This is a genomic window from Cellulosimicrobium sp. NPDC030954 (assembly GCF_055571305.1).
In genome coordinates this window covers 268385-283514 of sequence record NZ_JBVIFN010000001.1, presented here as the reverse complement: position 1 = coordinate 283514, position 15130 = coordinate 268385, and the positions used below count along the sequence as shown (strand labels likewise).

The following is a 15130-nucleotide window of genomic DNA, read 5'->3' as shown; positions in this document are numbered from 1 at the left end:
CGAGGTTCGTGGCGTTCTGGCCCTCAGAACGACAGCAACCTCGTGCTCGGCGGCCCGCGACCGGACGGGACGGCAACGGCCCGGGCGGCACGACGGCTGGTGGACGTCGCGCTGCCCGGGCCTGACCCTCGGCGGCGGTACCGCTCCGCCTGCTGCGCCGAGGACGTTCGGGGACGGGCCGGCAGCCCGTCGGTCGTTCTGCGGGTGCGGTCAGCGGGCCTGCGGGCCGCCCTTCGCGGCCTTGCGGAGCGACTTCTCGCTGCGCGGCTCGTCGCCGCTCGCGCGCAGGCGGCGGTAGTAGTCGCGCGCCTCGTCCTGGCGCTCCTTCTCGATGCCGGTCGCGATCGTCGCGCGCAGGTGCTCGGGGCCGTACCCCCACGCGTCGACGAGGTCCTGAGCGTGCGGGCGAAGGCGGTCGATGAGGCGGTCCAGGTAGCTCGTGACCGTCCGGGCGCGCTGCGTCGAGAGACGGCCGTTGAGCAGGTACCACGCGAGGTGGCGCTCGACGAGGCTCAGGCCGAACAGGTCGCGCACGGTCGTGAGGACCTCACGCGTGCCCGCGTCCTCGATCGTCTCGAGCGCCTGCGTGAACGCCTCCCAGCGCAGCAGCTCCGCGTGCGCGCGGGCAGCCTCGACGAGCTCGACCTGGTGGGCGTTGAACAGGTTCGTCGCCGTCTCCGGGTCGGCCTTCTGGGCGGGGCGCAGCGCCTGGGCCACGTCGGCGACCATCGTCTCGACCCGGTCGGTAAGCAGCGCGCGCTGCGTCTCGGGGTCGCGCAGGTGACCAGCGGCGCGGCGCGGGTCGCCGACGTCCGCGAGCGCCTGGGCCGCACGCTTGAGGGGCGTGCGGTGCAGGGCCATGTCGCCCGCGCGCTCGACGACGACGCGCGCCATCTGGCCCGGGGTGATGCCCTTGAACTGCTTGCCGTAGTCGGCGAGCAGCCGCTTGGCGACGAGCTGGAGCAGGACGGTGTTGTCGCCCTCGAACGTCGCGTAGACGTCGAGGTCGGCGCGCAGGCTCGTGATGCGGTTGGCCGTGATGAACCCGGCGCCGCCGCACGCCTCGCGCGTCTCCTGGAGCACGTCGAGCGCGAACCGCGTGCTGGTCGCCTTGAGTGCGGCGGCCGTCGTCTCGAGGTCCTCGCGCTGCTCCGGGGTGTCCTCCTCGCCCGAGAACACCGAGTGGAACAGGTCGAGCAGGCGGTCGTGCGCGAAGTGGGCGGCGTACGTCTCCGCGATCGGCACGATGAGTCGGCGCTTGTGCGTGCCGTAGTCGAGGAGCACGACCTCCTCGGTCGCGCTCGCCCCCGTGAACTGGCGGCGCTCGTTCGCGTACCGCACCGCGATCGCGAGGCCGAGCTTCGAGGCCGTCACGGCGGCGCCGTCGAGCGACACGCGGCCCTGGACGAGCGAGCCGAGCATGGTGAAGAACCGGCGGCCCGGGCTCTCGATCGGGCTCGAGTACGTGCCGTCCGCGTCGACGGAGCCGTAGCGCGCGAGCAGGTCGGTGCGGGGGATCCGTACGTGGTCGAAGTGCAGGCGGCCGTTGTCGATCCCGTTGAGCCCGCCCTTCTGGCCGTCGTCCTCGCCGCCCACGCCGGGCAGGAACGGCAGCCGGCCGAGCTCGTCGCGCTCGCCCGTGGTGTCGCGGATCGGCACGTAGAACGCGTGCACGCCGTGGTTGACGTTCTTCGTGATCAGCTGCGCGAACACGACCGCCGCGACGCCGTGCACCCCCGCGTTGCCGAGGAACTCCTTCCACGCCCCCCGGAACGGGGTGTGGACGACGAACTCCTCGGTCTCCGGGTCGTAGGTCGCCGTGGTGCCGATGCTCGCGACGTCGGACCCGTGGCCGATCTCCGTCATCGCGAACGCGCCGGGCACCGAGAGGTCCATCGCGCCCGGGAGGAGGCGGTCCTGCTGCTCGGGCGTGCCCAGGTGCAGGATCGCCGCACCGAACAGGCCCCACTGGACGCCCGCCTTGATCTGGAGCGACGGGTCGGCCGCGACGAGCTCCTCGAACCCGGCGAGGTTGCCCCCCGCGTCGTCCGCGCCGCCGAGCCGCTCGGGGTACCCGCGCCAGACCTGCCCCTTGCCGACCAGCAGGCGCATCTGCTCCAGCACGCGCTCGCGGTGCTCGCGCAGGCTCAGGCCCTCGATGCGCTGGAACGCCTCCTCGCCGGCGGTGGCGCGCGCCGTCGCGCGCAGGTCTGCCCACCGGCCGAGCAGGAGCTTCTCGAGGGAGGCGACGTCGACGCGGGCGTCGCCCTGCGGCGTCGCGCTCGCGTCACCCGTGGTCGACGCGCGCTGCGCGAGGGCGGGACGGTCGGACGTGGCGGTCATGGGATCTCCTTGAGTTCTGAGGCGGTCGCCGGGTGCTCAGGGCGGTCGGTGGCGGGGCGGACGCCGTCGCGACGGGTCGCGGGCGACGTGCGCCGGTCGCCATGGGAGCGGGGGGTGCCCGGGTTGTGGGAGAGGACGCCGACGGGCCCGGCCCAGAGCCAGGCGGCGACGCGCTCGGTGAGCTGCTCGCGGTCGGGGACGTCGGCCCGGTCGCGGTGGCCCAGCCACCACTCCCCGGCGCCCCGCACGAACCCGACGGCGCCCGCGGCCCAGGCTGCGGCGTCGGCGGGAGAGACGTCGGTGACGCGCGCGAACGGCTCCGCGACCAGCTCGATCACCGAGTCGAGGAACGCGGCGAGCGGTGCACGGCTCGCGCCGGTCGTCCCGTTCGTCAGCCCGCTCGCGGCGAGCTGCGCCGCCGGCTCCTCGGTCCCCGCGACGGCGCTCGTCCGGGTGACGAAGTAGTAGACGTTGGGCGAGCTCTCGATCATCTCGAGGTAGACGCCGACCATCGCGCGCAGCGCGCGCCTGGGGGTCTCGGCCGACTCGGCGGCCTGGGTCAGCGCGTCGTGCATCTGTCCCACGACGGCGGAGCCGAGCGCGACCTGCAGGCCCGTCTTGTCGTCGAAGTAGCGGTAGATGATCGACTTCGACGTCCCCGACGCCGCCGCGATCTCGTCCATGGAGACCCCGGGGCCCCCGCGGTGCACGGCCTTGCTCGCCGCCCGGATGAGCTCCGCGCGGCGCGCCGCCCGGTGCTCGTCCCAACGGGTCGACCGGCCGTCCACCGCCGCGCCCGGCTGCACCCTCCCTCGGGTGGCCGCTCGCGCGTCGGCACCTGTGTTCACGTCGCCCTCCGTTGCGCCCGACCTCGATGTCGTCGGTGCCTGGTCCTCCGGCACCGCGTCGGGGCAGGGCGCTGCCCTGTGACCCGACTCACGAAACCGAGAGTATCAGGTACTCTTGGTATTGGACACCAGCCGGCCCTCTCCCTCGCCTCCGCACGGCGTCGACCGCGGCATCGCCGTCGGACTCGTGCAGAGACTCCCTCTCCGGGCCGGACCGACGCAGCGCAGCGAGCACGGACAGGAAGTGAGGCACAGTGGCCAACCGCACCAGCCCCCGCCAGACCCCCGAGCAGACCCCCGAGAACGTTCCGGCGACCAGCACCCCGGGCGCCCCCCGCGACGCCTGGGTCGTGGGCGGGAACCGCATCCCGTTCGCCCGCGCGGGCAAGAAGTACTCCTCGGCGAGCAACCAGGAGATGTTCACGGCCGCGCTCGAGGGACTCGTCGCGCGGTTCGGCCTCCAGGGCGAGCGGCTCGGGGAGGTCGTCGGCGGCGCGGTGCTCAAGCACTCGCGCGACTTCAACCTCGTCCGCGAGTCCGTGCTCGGCTCGTCCCTCTCCCCCGAGACCCCCGCGTACGACCTCCAGCAGGCGTGCGCGACCGGCCTCGAGGCGACGATCGCCGTCGCGAACAAGATCCGCCTCGGTCAGGTCGAGTCGGGCGTCGCGGGCGGCTCCGACACCGTGTCCGACGCCCCGATCGCCGTGAGCGAGGGGCTGCGCCGGGCGCTGCTGGAGGCGAGCCACGCCAAGACGCTCGGCCAGCGCGTGAAGGCGTTCGCCAAGGTCCGCCCCGCCGACCTCGCGCCCCTCACGCCCGCGACCGACGAGCCGCGCACCGGCCTGTCGATGGGCGAGCACCAGGCGATCACGACGGCGCGCTGGGGCATCGAGCGCGAGGCGCAGGACGAGCTCGCGCTCGCGAGCCACGAGCACCTGGCGGCCGCATGGGACGCCGGCTTCTTCGACGACCTCGTCACCCCGTTCCGCGGGCTCGTGCGCGACGACAACCTGCGCACCGACTCGTCGCTCGAGAAGCTCGCCGCGCTCAAGCCGGTGTACGGCAAGCGCTTGGAGGGTGTCACCCCGACCATGACCGCGGGCAACTCGACGCCGCTCACCGACGGTGCGTCGACCGTCCTCCTCGCGTCGGCCGACTGGGCGCACGAGCGCGACCTGCCGCTCCTCGCGCGCGTCGTCGACGCCGAGACCGCCGCCGTCGACTTCGTGCACGGCCACGAAGGCCTGCTCATGGCGCCCGCGCACGCCGTCCCGCGCCTGCTCGCGCGCAACGGCCTCGCGCTCGGCGACTTCGACCTCTACGAGATCCACGAGGCGTTCGCGTCGACCGTGCTCACGACGCTCAAGGCCTGGGAGGACGACGTGTACTGCCGCACCGAGCTGGGTCTCGACGGCGCGCTCGGCTCGATCGACCGTTCCCGGCTCAACGTCAACGGCTCCTCGCTCGCCGCGGGCCACCCGTTCGCCGCGACCGGCGGCCGCATCGTCGCGACGGCGGCCAAGCTCCTCGCGCAGCGCACCGCCGAGACCGGGGCGCCCGCGCGTGCGCTGATCTCCGTGTGCGCCGCGGGCGGCCTCGGCGTCGCCGCGATCCTCGAGTCCGTTCCCACCGCGGACCCCGCGACCGACGCCGCCTGACGCCCCGACGACCCGAGAGGAACCACCGTGACCGACTCCTACGTCCAGGCCGTCAACTCCGGCTTCACGAAGACGCTCGCCAAGAAGCTCGGCCTCCCGCGCCCCGCGGTCCTGCGCCGCTTCCGTGCGGGTGACCCGCTCACCGTCGGGCCCGTGCTCGTGCTGGGCGGCACGCCGGGCGTGCGCGACGACGCCGACCGCGTCGCCGAGGCCCTGCTCGCCTGGGACCTCGACGTCCGCCAGACCCCGGACGACACGACCCGCTGGGGCGCGGTCGTCGTCGTGCTCACCGGGATCGAACGCCCCGAGGACGCGTCCGCGCCCGTCATGGCGCTCTCCGCGACGCTGCGCCGCCTCGCGTCCAACGGCCGCGTCGTGACGATCTCGCGCGCCCCCGCGGACACCGACTCCCCCGAGCTCGCCGCCGCCCGCGAGGGCGTCGACGGGTTCCTGCGCTCCGTCGCCAAGGAGCTCCGCTACGGCGCGACCGGCAACGGCATCCAGGTCACCGACGACGCCCCCGTCGACAGCCCGAGCGTCCTCGCGACCCTCCGCTTCTTCCTGTCCGCCAGGTCCGCGTTCGTCGACGGCCAGCTCCTCCGTGTCGGCGCGAGCACGCCGTCGGACCTGGGCGCTGCCCCGCGCGGCCAGGGCTCTCCCTCGTCGGACCAGGGCTCTGCCTCGGCAGGTGCGACGGGCGCCGGCCCGATCCAGGGCCCGAGCCCCGACCAGCCGCTCGCCGGCAAGGTCGCCGTCGTGACCGGCGCGGCCCGCGGCATCGGCGCGCAGGTCGCCCGGACGCTCGCGCGCGACGGCGCGAAGGTCGTCGTGGTCGACGTGCCCGCGGCGGGCGAGGCGCTCGCGAAGGTCGCGAACGAGATCAAGGGCACGGCGCTGCAGCTCGACGTGACCGCCGACGACGCGGGTGCGCGCATCCTCGAGCACGCCCGCGCACGGCACGGCGGGCTCGACGTCCTCGTGCACAACGCCGGGATCCTGCGCGACAAGCTGCTCGCCAACATGTCCGCGGACAAGTGGGACGCGGTGGTCGCGGTGAACCTCGCGGCGCAGCTGCGCATCACCGAGTACCTGCTCGGCGCGAACGGGTTCTCCTCCGCGCCGCGCATCGTGTCGCTCGCGTCGACGAGCGGCATCGCAGGCAACCGCGGCCAGGCGAACTACGCGTTCTCGAAGGCGGGCGTCATCGGGCACACGCGCGCGTTCGCGCGGTTGCTCGCCGCGCCGGGCGGCCCGGGCGGGACCGCGAACGCCGTCGCGCCCGGGTTCATCGAGACGGACATGACCGCGTCGATCCCGTTCGTCCAGCGCGAGGTCGCGCGCCGCGTCGCGTCGCTCCAGCAGGGCGGCCAGCCCGTGGACGTCGCCGAGGCGATCGCGTTCCTCGCGTCGCCCGGGGCCGCGGGCGTCAACGGGCAGGTGCTGCGCGTGTGCGGGCAGAACGTGGTGGGCCGGTGACCGCCGCACCCACGTCGCCCGACGGCGCCGCTGCCGCTCCTGCCGGAACCGCTCCCGCGCGCGTCGAGACGCTGCCCGCGATCCCGGGCCTCGGCGGGCTGTACGTGCGCGGGCTCGCGGCGTCGGGCCGGATCGCAGCGGCGCACCGCCTCCCCGGTGGCGGCGGCCGACGCGACCTCGCGCTGCCCGACGTCACGTACCGCGTCGCGGGCGTGCCGACGGGCGACGCCGCCGCACCGGACCACGTGGGCAGCGCCGCGCACCTCGCGCGGTACGCGCGCCTCGTGGGCGAGGCGCCCTCGGAGGTGCTGCCCGCCGGGTACCTGCACGTGCTCGGCTTCCCCCTCGCGACGGCGGTCATGGTCCGGACCGACTTCCCGCTGCCGCTGCTCGGCATGGTGCACCTGGCGAACTCGGTGTCCGTGCTGCGCCCCGTGCGGCTCGGGGACACGCTCGAGGTGCGCGCCTGGGCCGAGCGGCTGCGGCCCCACCGGCGCGGGGTCCAGGTGGACCTCGTCACCGAGGTCTCCGTCGAGCGCACCGACGACGAGCGCGCGGCGGGGAGCGGCCTGCCGGCGACGACGCTCGCGTACCGCGGCGTCTCGACGTACCTCGCGAAGGGCGTCACGCTCCCGGGCGGCCCGGCGGACGAGGACGCCGGGGCCGCGTCGGACACCGAGGGGTTCGTCGCCCCGCTCCCGACGGCGCGCTGGGCGCTCGGCACAGGGACGGGCCGCGCGTACGCGGCGGTCTCCGGCGACCGCAACCCCATCCACACGTCGGCGCTCGGCGCCAAGGCGTTCGGGTTCCCGCGCGCCATCGCGCACGGGATGTACACCGCCGCGCGGGCGCTCGCCGAGGCGGGACCGCGCCGCGGCGACGCGTACGACTGGACGGTCACGTTCGCCAAGCCCGTCCTGCTGCCGAGCACGGTCGACGTGGCCCTGCGCCCCGCGGGCGACGTGCCCGCCGCGGTGCGGGACGCCGTCGGGCAGGTCGCTCCCGCGGTACCCGACGGCGCGGGCGACCCGACGACGGGCGTCGTCTACCAGGCGTGGGACGGCAAGGGTCGGTCGCACCTCTCGGGCCGGGTCACGCCCCGCTCCTGAGGTCGCATCTCTCGGGGCGGGTCACGCCCCGCTCCTGACGAGCCGCGTCGCCGCCCGGGCTGACCGGCGCGCCTGCCGGACAGCCCGGGCGTGCTCACGCACGTCGCGCCTCAGCGCGACGCGCACCGACGCGATGTCGACCGCCGCCGCGCACAGGGTCCCGGGCAGGACGGCGAACCAGTACGAGCTCGCGACGGGGACCAGCAGCAGGCTCCCCGCGAGGGCGCCGAGATTCATGGCGCCGCTGACGGCGCCGGAGCCGACGAGCAGCCATCGGGCGCTCCAGGCGCTCGTCACCATCCCGCCCAGCACCATCCGCACGAGTGCGAGCGCTCCGACACCCAGGACGAGCCAGAGCACGCCGTCCGGCGACGGCTGGTCCCACACGGAACCGAGGAGCGAGGTCACGAGGAGCATCGCGAAGGAGACCCCCGAGCACGCGAGCACGGCGAGCCCGAAGTTCACGGTGACGGTCCCGGCGCGGTCGACCGACCACGGAGCGGGCGGCAGATCGGCGCGCACCCGTGGGGCGCGTGGCCGCGGTCGCCGCCTCTTCTGCCAGTCCCAGACGGGCTCGGGCGGTTCGTGGTACATGGCGTGCGGCCCCCTTCGTCGACGGCCCCGATGCCCGGGGCGCGTCGCACGCTAGCGGCGCACGGGCCGCCCCGAACCGTTGTCCACAGGCTCCGTCGGCGCGGTGCCCGCGAGCGCGTCGAGGCGCGCGAGCAGGCCGTCGCGGACGGTGGGCCACTCGTCGAGGAGGATCGAGAAGTAGGCCGTGTCCTGGCGCGACCCGTCGGGCGCGACACGGTGGCTGCGGAGCACGCCCTCGGGCACGGCGCCCAGGCGCCGGATCGCCCCGATCGAGCGGCTGTTGCGCGCGTCGGCCCGCAGCGCGACGCGCGCGACGCCGAGGTCCTCGAACGCGTGCCGCAGCAGCAGGTACTTGCACGCCGGGTTCGTCACGCCGCCCCACCACTCGCGCGCGTAGAACGTCGAGCCGAGCTCGATCCGGCCCTGGGAGGGCACCCACTCGTAGAGGGACGTCGACCCGCGGACGACGTCGGCGCCGTCGGGCGCGCCGTCCGACGCGGCACTCGACCCCGAGCCGACGACCGCGAACGCGAGCCGGCCGGGGGCGGCGACGGCGTCGCTGACGTACCGGGTCATCGCGTCCGTCCCGCTCGGCACGCGGCTGGACATGCCGGCCCAGATGCCGTCGTCGACGAGCGCGCCGAGCGCGGGAGCGTGGCTGTCGTCGAGCGGGACGAGGCGGACGCCGAAGCCTTCGAGGGTGGTCTCGTGCTGCACCCGCACATCCCACCACACCGTGGGTACCCGACCGCGTGCGAGCGAACGGGGCCGTGCCTACGGTCGACGAGTACCGACGAGAGGAGCAGTCATGGGACTCGGAGACAAGGCCAAGCACGCCGCCGAGGAGGCGGGCGGCAAGCTCAAGGAGGGCGCGGGCAAGCTCACGGACAACGAGCGGCTCGAGGCCGAGGGCAAGAAGGACCAGGCGAAGGCCGACGTCAAGCAGGCGGGCGACGACGTCAAGGACGCGTTCGACCGCTAGTCCCTGCCCCTGACCTGCTCGCGAGGGCCCCGCTCCGGCGGGGCCCTCGCGGCGTCCCGGGTCCGCCCGGTCCCGGGACCGCCGTCCGGCACGGGCGTCCGGCGACGGGCCTACGACGCGGCGAGCGGCAGCGAGGCCACCGGGTGCGCCGGGGCGAGCACGGGCACGACGCGCGGCGCGTTGATCCGCTCCAGGAGACCGACCTCGACGGTGGGCCACTCGGGCGCGAGGATCGAGAACATCACGGAGTCGGCGCGCGTCCCGTCCGGCGCGGTGCGGTGGCCGCGCATGACGCCCTCCTCGTACGCCCCGAGCCGGCGCATGGCCCCGAGCGAGCGGGTGTTGCGCGTGTCGACGCGGAAGCCGACGCGGTGCACGTCCCACGTCTCGAACGCGTGCCGCAGCAGCAGCCACTTGGTCACGGGGTTGACGAGGCTCCCCCACGTCGAGCGGGCGTAGAACGTCCGGCCGACCTCGACCCGGCGGTCGACGAGCGACAGGTCGCGGAACGCCGTGCTGCCGAGCACGTCGCCCGGGGCCCCGTCGGGGCCGGTGGCGCGCACGACGAAGCCCGTCAGGTCGGGCGCGGCGCGCGTCGCGGCCACCAGCTCGGCCATCCCCGCGACCCCGAAGGGCATGGGGATGCTCATGCCTGACCACATCGCCTCGTCGACGAGGCCGGCCAGTGTCTCAGCGTGCTCCAGGGCCAGCGGTTCCAGGCGGAATCCGTGCCCCGAGAGGACGACGTCGTGCAGCACAGCGCATATCAGAGCACACGCGGACGACGCCGCCAAGAGGCTCCGGCAACACGGTGGACAACGCTCGTCGACGGCCTGGTGAACGGACGCCCGAGCGCCCGCGAGAGAGCGACGCCCGGCCGAGGTAGCGACCTCCGGTGCCTCGACAGGGCTGCACGTCGCTACCTCGGCGGGAGGTCGCTATCTCGCGGTCATGCGGCGGGGCCGCACCCCGCCGCGTCGGCGAGGAAGCCCGCCGCGGCGGTGGCGAAGAGGCCTTCCAGGCCCGAGCCCGCCGGTACCGGGCGCGGGTCGTCGGCGACGGCCCAGCAGCCGTCGACGACCTCGTAGCGCGTCGCCGGGCCCTGTTCCACGTACGACCGCACGGCCTCGACGAGGCGGACGACGTCCGCGCCCGTCGTCCCGACGCCGACGGACGCGCGGATCGCGCCCGCGTCGTACCCGAGGCGTGCGAGCAGCGGGTGGGCGCAGAAGCGACCGTCGCGCACGCCGATGCCGTGCTCGGCGGAGAGGTACGCGGCGACGAGGCCCGGGTCGTGACCCTCGACGGAGAACGTGACGACGCCGACCGGGTCGACGGCGTCCTCCCAGACCCGCACGACGCGCACGCCCGGGACCGCCTCGAGGCCCGCGACGAGCGCGGCGCGGAGCGTCGCCTCGTGGGCGTGGAGGTCGGCCGGGTCGAGCGCCGCGAGCGCGTCGCACGCGGCCGCGAGCGCGGCGGCGCCCACGACGTTCGGCGACCCGGCCTCGTGGCGCGCGGGCGCCGTCTGCCACTGCGTGCCGGTGACGGCGACCTGCCGCACCGCGCCGCCCCCGGCGAGGTAGGGGGTCCCCGCGTCGAGCCAGTCGCGGCGGCCCACGAGCGCGCCCGCGCCGAACGGCGCGTACGTCTTGTGGCCGGAGAACGCGACGTAGTCGACCCCGGAGTCCGCGAGGGAGAACCCGCGGTGCGGGACGAGCTGGGCGCCGTCGAGGACGACGCGCGCCCCGGCGTCGTGCGCGACCCGCACGACGTCCGCGACGGGCAGCGACTCGCCCGTGACGTTCGACGCACCGGTCACGGCGACGAGCGCGTACGGGAAGCGCGCGAGCTCGGTGCGCAGGCCGGACAACGTCTCCGCGACGGACGCGCCGCCGGCGAGGACCGTCGCGCCGCCAGCACGCTGCCACGGCAGCAGGTTCGCGTGGTGCTCGACGTCGAGGACGAGCACGCGCCCGGGCGTCCCGTCCGCGTTCGCCGGGACGCAGCCCGCGAGCAGGTTGAGCGAGTCGGTCGTGTTGCGTGTGACGACGGTGACGTCGTCGGCGCGCGCGCCGACGAACGCGCCGATCGCGCGGCGCGACGCCTCGTAGAGCGCGGTCGAGACCTGCGACAGGTACCCGGCGCCGCGGTGCACGCTCGCGTAGAGCGGCAGCACCTCGGTCACGCGGTCCGCGACGGAGCGCAGCGCCGGGGCCGACGCCGCGACGTCGAGGTTCGCGTACGGGACGCTGCGGCCGTCGACGAGCGGCACGAGCGTGTCCGCGCCGACGACGGGCAGAAGCGCGGGCGCGCCGGCGACCGCCGCGAGGTCAGGCGCCGTCGGGAGGTCGGTCGGACACGAGACGTCGGCGAGAGCGGTCATGGCACAGTCCTCCGAGGGCGGTCCGGGGACGGTGATCCCCGCGCTTGCCACGCGCCGGTCGGCGTGCGGCCTGGTCGTCACCCGGGGCACCCCGCCGCGAGAGGAGGGTTGCCGGCCAGCAAACCGGGGTTTCACGCTGGCACTCATGACCTGCGTCCCAGCATGTGCGCGGCGGCCCGGGCGTGTCAACCGGTGGTCAAGGCGTCTCGGATGGCGGGACACAGCTCACGGGCAGGTCGAGGCGCCAGCCGGACTCGTCGACCTCGAACGCGTCGAGCACCTCGCCGGTCCGCGCGTCGAGCACGACGACGGAGTCGGGCGGCCAGTCCGCGGGTTCTCCGAGCGCGCCGTACGGGACGCCCTGGAGCCTCGTCCCGTTCACGAACGCCTCGACCGGCTCCCCCGACCGCGTGCTCACCAGGACCACCTCGGGGTGGGCGTCGGCGTACGCGTCGCAGGCTGCGCCGTCGCCGTCGCCGCTCCACCACCCCTCGTACCCACCGACGGCGAGCTCTGCGAGGTCGACCGGCTCGCCCCCGGTCGCCACGTCGGCGGGCACCGGTCGGGGCGATGGCGGCGGCGCGGAGCCGACGTCCGGCTCGACCAGGACGATGCGCGCCCTCCCGTGGGCGTCGAGGACGTCGTCCTCCGCGAGACGGACGCTCGCCACGCGCGGCGGCGGCTCCTCGTCGCCGGTCGCCACCCAGAGCCAGGCGCCCGCGGCGACGACGCCCGCCACCACGACCGCACCCAGAACCCGTCCCCGGCCGGTCCGCATCCGGTTCCCCCCTGCCCGTCGTCCTGCCCCCGGGACCCCCGCCCGGGCGCGCTGCCACGCTAGCGCGACCGTCCGACGTCGGGCACCTCGCTCGGGGCCGCTCGCCGAGACAGGCGTTCCGCGCGTCGGACGCGTGGCGTACGATCCGTGCCAACCATCCGGAGCGGCCGAGTGACGTGGCACGTCGACGCCGCAGCAACCCCCCGGTCCGTCGCGAGGCGGCCGGGCGCAGGGTGCTACTGCCACGATCGATGGAGGAGGACTCATGAGCGACCGGTCCCAGCAGACGTCGGCCGTACCCGACGCCCGACCCGCCGTCGGCTACGCCGGCGACATCACCCCGCAGCAGGCGTGGGACCTGCTGACGAGCGACGAGCGCGCGGTGCTCGTCGACGTCCGCACCGAGGGCGAGTGGCGCACGATCGGCGTGCCCGACGCCACGGACCTCGGCCGCGAGGTCGTCTTCGACGAGTGGGTGACCCCGGCCGGTCCCAACCCCCGCTTCGTGGACCGGCTCGTCGAGGCCGGCCTGGCGCCCGGCGACGAGCGTCCGGTCGTGTTCCTGTGCCGCTCGGGCCAGCGCTCGATCGGCGCGGCGCGCGCGGCCACGGCCGCCGGGCTCGGGCCGTCGTACAACGTGCTCGAGGGCTTCGAGGGCGCCCAGGGCTTCTCGGGCCTGCGCGACGTCGAGGGCTGGAAGGTCCGCGGCCTGCCCACCACGACCTACGACGAGGCCGCCCGGTGAGCGCCGCGCAGCCCGTCCCCGGCGGCTCGGGCCGCAAGCCCCTGCCCGCGAGCGCGCGCGCCGCGACGCTCGCCGTGCGCGGCGGGCACCACCGGACGGAGTTCCAGGAGACGTCCGAGGCGCTGTTCCTCACGCAGGGGTACACGTACGACCGCGCGTCCGACGCGGAGGCCGCGTTCAAGGGCGAGATCGACCGGTTCGTCTACTCGCGCTACGGCAACCCCACGGTGCACGCGTTCGAGGAGCGCCTGCGCCTCCTGGAGGGCGCGGAGGCGTGCTACGCGACGGCGTCCGGCATGTCCGCGGTGTTCACGTCGCTCGCCGCGCTCGTGGGCTCGGGGTCCCGGATCGTCGCGGCGCGCGCGCTGTTCGGGTCGAGCATCGTCATCTTCGACGAGATCTTCGCCAAGTGGGGCGTGCGGACCGACTACGTCGACGGGCACGTGCTCTCCCAGTGGGAGGAGGCGCTGGCGACCCCGGCGGACGTCGTGTTCTTCGAGACGCCGTCCAACCCGATGCAGGACATCGTCGACGCGCGGCGCGTGAGCGAGCTCGCGCACGCCGCGGGCGCGGTCGTCGTGCTCGACAACGTCTTCGCGACCCCGCTGCTGCAGAAGCCGCTCGAGCTCGGCGCGGACGTCGTCGTGTACTCGGCGACCAAGCACATCGACGGCCAGGGCCGCGTGCTCGGCGGGGCGATCCTCGGGACCGAGGAGTACGTCCACGGCCCCGTGCAGACGTTCCTCCGCAACACCGGCCCGTCGCTCTCCGCGTTCAACGCGTGGGTGCTGCTCAAGGGCCTGGAGACCCTGCCGGTGCGCGTCGCCGCGCAGAACGCCGCGGCGACCCAGGTCGCGGAGGCGCTCGAACAGCTCCCCGGCGTCGGCCGCGTGCGCTACCCGTTCCTCGCGTCGCACCCGCAGCAGGAGCTCGCGCGGTCGCAGCAGAGCGGCGGCGGCACGGTCGTGACGTTCGACCTCGCCGTCCCTGAGGGCACCGACCCCGAGACCGCGAAGAAGCGCGCGTTCACGTTCCTCGACGCGCTGCAGGTCGTCGACATCTCGAACAACCTCGGCGACGCGAAGTCGCTCATCACGCACCCCGCCACCACGACGCACCGCAAGCTCGGCCCCGAGGGCCGCGCCGCCGTCGGGATCGCGGAGACGACCGTGCGCCTGTCGGTGGGCCTGGAAGACCCGCTCGACGTCATCGAGGACGTGGAGCAGGCGCTCGACGCCTGACGACCCTCGCGCCGACCATGTGGTCGTGGCCCGTCCCGGCGTCGGGACGGGCCACGACGGCATGCTCGGCGGGCAGCAGGCACATGGTCGACACAGTGCTTCCGAGAAAGGCGTGGACCGGTCGCGTCATGCCTTCGTAGCGTCGGGAGGTGCCCGACGCGATCTTCGACGACGCCCGCCTCGCCGCCCTCTACGACCCGCTCGACCCGGACCGCTCCGACCTCGACGCCTACGCGGCGATCGTCGACGAGCTCGGCGCGCGGCGCGTGCTCGACGTCGGGTGCGGCACCGGGACGTTCGCGTGCCTCCTGGCGCGGCGCGGGATCGAGGTGGTCGGCGTGGACCCCGCGGGAGCGTCGCTCGACGTCGCGCGCTCCAAGCCGGGCGCCGACCGCGTGCGCTGGGTGCACGGCGACGCCACGACCCTCCCGCCGCTCCAGGTGCACCTCGCGACCATGACGGCCAACGTCGCCCAGGTGTTCCTCACCGACGACGCGTGGACCGCGACGCTGCGCGGCGTCCGTGACGCGCTGGTCCCGGGCGGGTGGCTCGTCTTCGAGACGCGCGACCCCGCGCGCCGAGCATGGGAGGGCTGGGTCCGCGAGGCGACGACCGTGCGCGTGGACGTGCCCGACGTCGGGCCGGTCGAGTCCTGGACCGACCTCACCGACGTGTCCCTCCCCCTCGTGTCGTTCCACGACACGACCGTGCTGCCCGACGGCACCGAGCTGCACTCCGACTCGACGCTGCGCTTCCGCGAGCGCGACGAGGTCGAGGCGTCGCTCGTGGCGTGCGGGTTCGAGGTCGTCGACGTCCGCGACGCGCCCGACCGCCCGGGCCGCGAGTGGGTGTTCGTCGCGCGGCGCGCGGAGCCCGACGTCGAGTGACGCAGGTCCGAGCGAGCGACGCACTCCGAGGTGCGCCTCCCGGTCGGGCGTGCGTCGGTCGGCACGTTCGCCCAGGACGGCAC

14 protein-coding genes and 1 riboswitch are annotated in these 15130 nt (G+C 75.0%); of the genes, 7 read left to right on the top strand and 7 right to left on the bottom strand.

Annotated elements, in window-relative coordinates; genetic code table 11:
* Window positions 1–210: 210 nt before the first annotated feature.
* Together ACZ402_RS01195 and ACZ402_RS01190 are read right to left on the bottom strand one after the other, a co-directional pair.
* On the bottom strand, window positions 211–2343 hold the full coding sequence (locus ACZ402_RS01195; RefSeq protein WP_375822606.1) for an acyl-CoA dehydrogenase family protein: 2133 nt from the start codon (window positions 2341–2343) through the stop codon (window positions 211–213).
* Entirely contained in the window at window positions 2340–3191 is an 852-nt protein-coding gene (locus ACZ402_RS01190) for a TetR family transcriptional regulator (RefSeq protein WP_375822607.1), read from the bottom strand. The genes ACZ402_RS01195 and ACZ402_RS01190 overlap by 4 nt, the downstream gene beginning before the upstream one ends.
* A gap of 254 nt (window positions 3192–3445) precedes the next feature.
* Here ACZ402_RS01190 and ACZ402_RS01185 point away from each other — a divergent pair, with 254 nt between their 5' ends.
* The 3 genes from ACZ402_RS01185 to ACZ402_RS01175 are packed head-to-tail and all read left to right on the top strand — an operon-like array spanning window position 3446 to window position 7434.
* Entirely contained in the window at window positions 3446–4849 is a 1404-nt protein-coding gene (locus ACZ402_RS01185) for an acetyl-CoA C-acetyltransferase (RefSeq protein ID WP_375822608.1), read from the top strand.
* Window positions 4850–4876: 27 nt separating this feature from the next.
* Entirely contained in the window at window positions 4877–6325 is a 1449-nt protein-coding gene (locus tag ACZ402_RS01180; RefSeq protein ID WP_375822609.1) for a 3-oxoacyl-ACP reductase, read from the top strand.
* Window positions 6322–7434: a MaoC/PaaZ C-terminal domain-containing protein gene (locus ACZ402_RS01175; RefSeq protein WP_375822610.1), complete on the top strand. Its 1113-nt coding sequence runs from the start codon at window positions 6322–6324 to the stop codon at window positions 7432–7434. The genes ACZ402_RS01180 and ACZ402_RS01175 overlap by 4 nt, the downstream gene beginning before the upstream one ends.
* 21 nt (window positions 7435–7455) lie before the next feature.
* Here the strand turns inward: ACZ402_RS01175 and ACZ402_RS01170 are convergent, their stop codons facing one another.
* The gene (locus ACZ402_RS01170; protein ID WP_375822611.1) at window positions 7456–7956 is read right to left on the bottom strand and encodes a hypothetical protein; all 501 of its coding nucleotides are present in this window, start codon (window positions 7954–7956) and stop codon (window positions 7456–7458) included.
* A 123-nt stretch (window positions 7957–8079) separates the two neighbouring features.
* Window positions 8080–8745 carry a GNAT family N-acetyltransferase gene (locus ACZ402_RS01165; protein WP_375822612.1) on the bottom strand — a complete coding sequence of 222 codons (666 nt, stop codon included), beginning with the start codon at window positions 8743–8745 and terminating at the stop codon, window positions 8080–8082.
* A 91-nt stretch (window positions 8746–8836) separates the two neighbouring features.
* Between ACZ402_RS01165 and ACZ402_RS01160 the strand changes: the two genes are divergently transcribed.
* Window positions 8837–9010, top strand: a complete 174-nt coding sequence (locus ACZ402_RS01160; protein ID WP_047233613.1) for a CsbD family protein — start codon at window positions 8837–8839, stop codon at window positions 9008–9010.
* Between the two features lie 110 nt (window positions 9011–9120).
* On the opposite strand, the gene ACZ402_RS01155 is transcribed toward ACZ402_RS01160, so the two are convergent.
* The 3 genes from ACZ402_RS01155 to ACZ402_RS01145 all read right to left on the bottom strand — a co-directional run bounded on the left by ACZ402_RS01155 (window position 9121) and on the right by ACZ402_RS01145 (window position 12174).
* Window positions 9121–9768 carry a GNAT family N-acetyltransferase gene (locus ACZ402_RS01155; RefSeq protein ID WP_375822613.1) on the bottom strand — a complete coding sequence of 216 codons (648 nt, stop codon included), beginning with the start codon at window positions 9766–9768 and terminating at the stop codon, window positions 9121–9123.
* Window positions 9769–9959: 191 nt separating this feature from the next.
* Entirely contained in the window at window positions 9960–11396 is a 1437-nt protein-coding gene (locus ACZ402_RS01150) for an aminotransferase class V-fold PLP-dependent enzyme (RefSeq protein WP_375822614.1), read from the bottom strand.
* Between the two features lie 35 nt (window positions 11397–11431).
* Window positions 11432–11547: riboswitch (SAM riboswitch) on the bottom strand.
* Window positions 11548–11592: 45 nt separating this feature from the next.
* Window positions 11593–12174: a hypothetical protein gene (locus tag ACZ402_RS01145; protein WP_375822615.1), complete on the bottom strand. Its 582-nt coding sequence runs from the start codon at window positions 12172–12174 to the stop codon at window positions 11593–11595.
* A 265-nt stretch (window positions 12175–12439) separates the two neighbouring features.
* Between ACZ402_RS01145 and ACZ402_RS01140 the strand changes: the two genes are divergently transcribed.
* From ACZ402_RS01140 to ACZ402_RS01130, 3 genes are all read left to right on the top strand, one after another.
* On the top strand, window positions 12440–12919 hold the full coding sequence (locus ACZ402_RS01140) for a rhodanese-like domain-containing protein (protein ID WP_375822616.1): 480 nt from the start codon (window positions 12440–12442) through the stop codon (window positions 12917–12919).
* On the top strand, window positions 12916–14160 hold the full coding sequence (locus tag ACZ402_RS01135) for an O-succinylhomoserine sulfhydrylase (protein WP_375822617.1): 1245 nt from the start codon (window positions 12916–12918) through the stop codon (window positions 14158–14160). The genes ACZ402_RS01140 and ACZ402_RS01135 overlap by 4 nt, the downstream gene beginning before the upstream one ends.
* A gap of 149 nt (window positions 14161–14309) precedes the next feature.
* The gene (locus tag ACZ402_RS01130; protein WP_375822618.1) at window positions 14310–15047 is read left to right on the top strand and encodes a class I SAM-dependent methyltransferase; all 738 of its coding nucleotides are present in this window, start codon (window positions 14310–14312) and stop codon (window positions 15045–15047) included.
* The last annotated feature ends 83 nt before the right edge of the window (window positions 15048–15130 follow it).

Coding starts and splice junctions, on each gene's coding strand:
- ACZ402_RS01160 (WP_047233613.1), top strand. CDS start 8,837: ATGGGACTCGGAGACAAGGCCAAGCACGCCGCCGAGGAGGCGGGCGGC.
- ACZ402_RS01140 (WP_375822616.1), top strand. CDS start 12,440: ATGAGCGACCGGTCCCAGCAGACGTCGGCCGTACCCGACGCCCGACCC.
- ACZ402_RS01150 (WP_375822614.1), bottom strand. CDS start 11,396: ATGACCGCTCTCGCCGACGTCTCGTGTCCGACCGACCTCCCGACGGCG.
- ACZ402_RS01145 (WP_375822615.1), bottom strand. CDS start 12,174: ATGCGGACCGGCCGGGGACGGGTTCTGGGTGCGGTCGTGGTGGCGGGC.
- ACZ402_RS01195 (WP_375822606.1), bottom strand. CDS start 2,343: ATGACCGCCACGTCCGACCGTCCCGCCCTCGCGCAGCGCGCGTCGACC.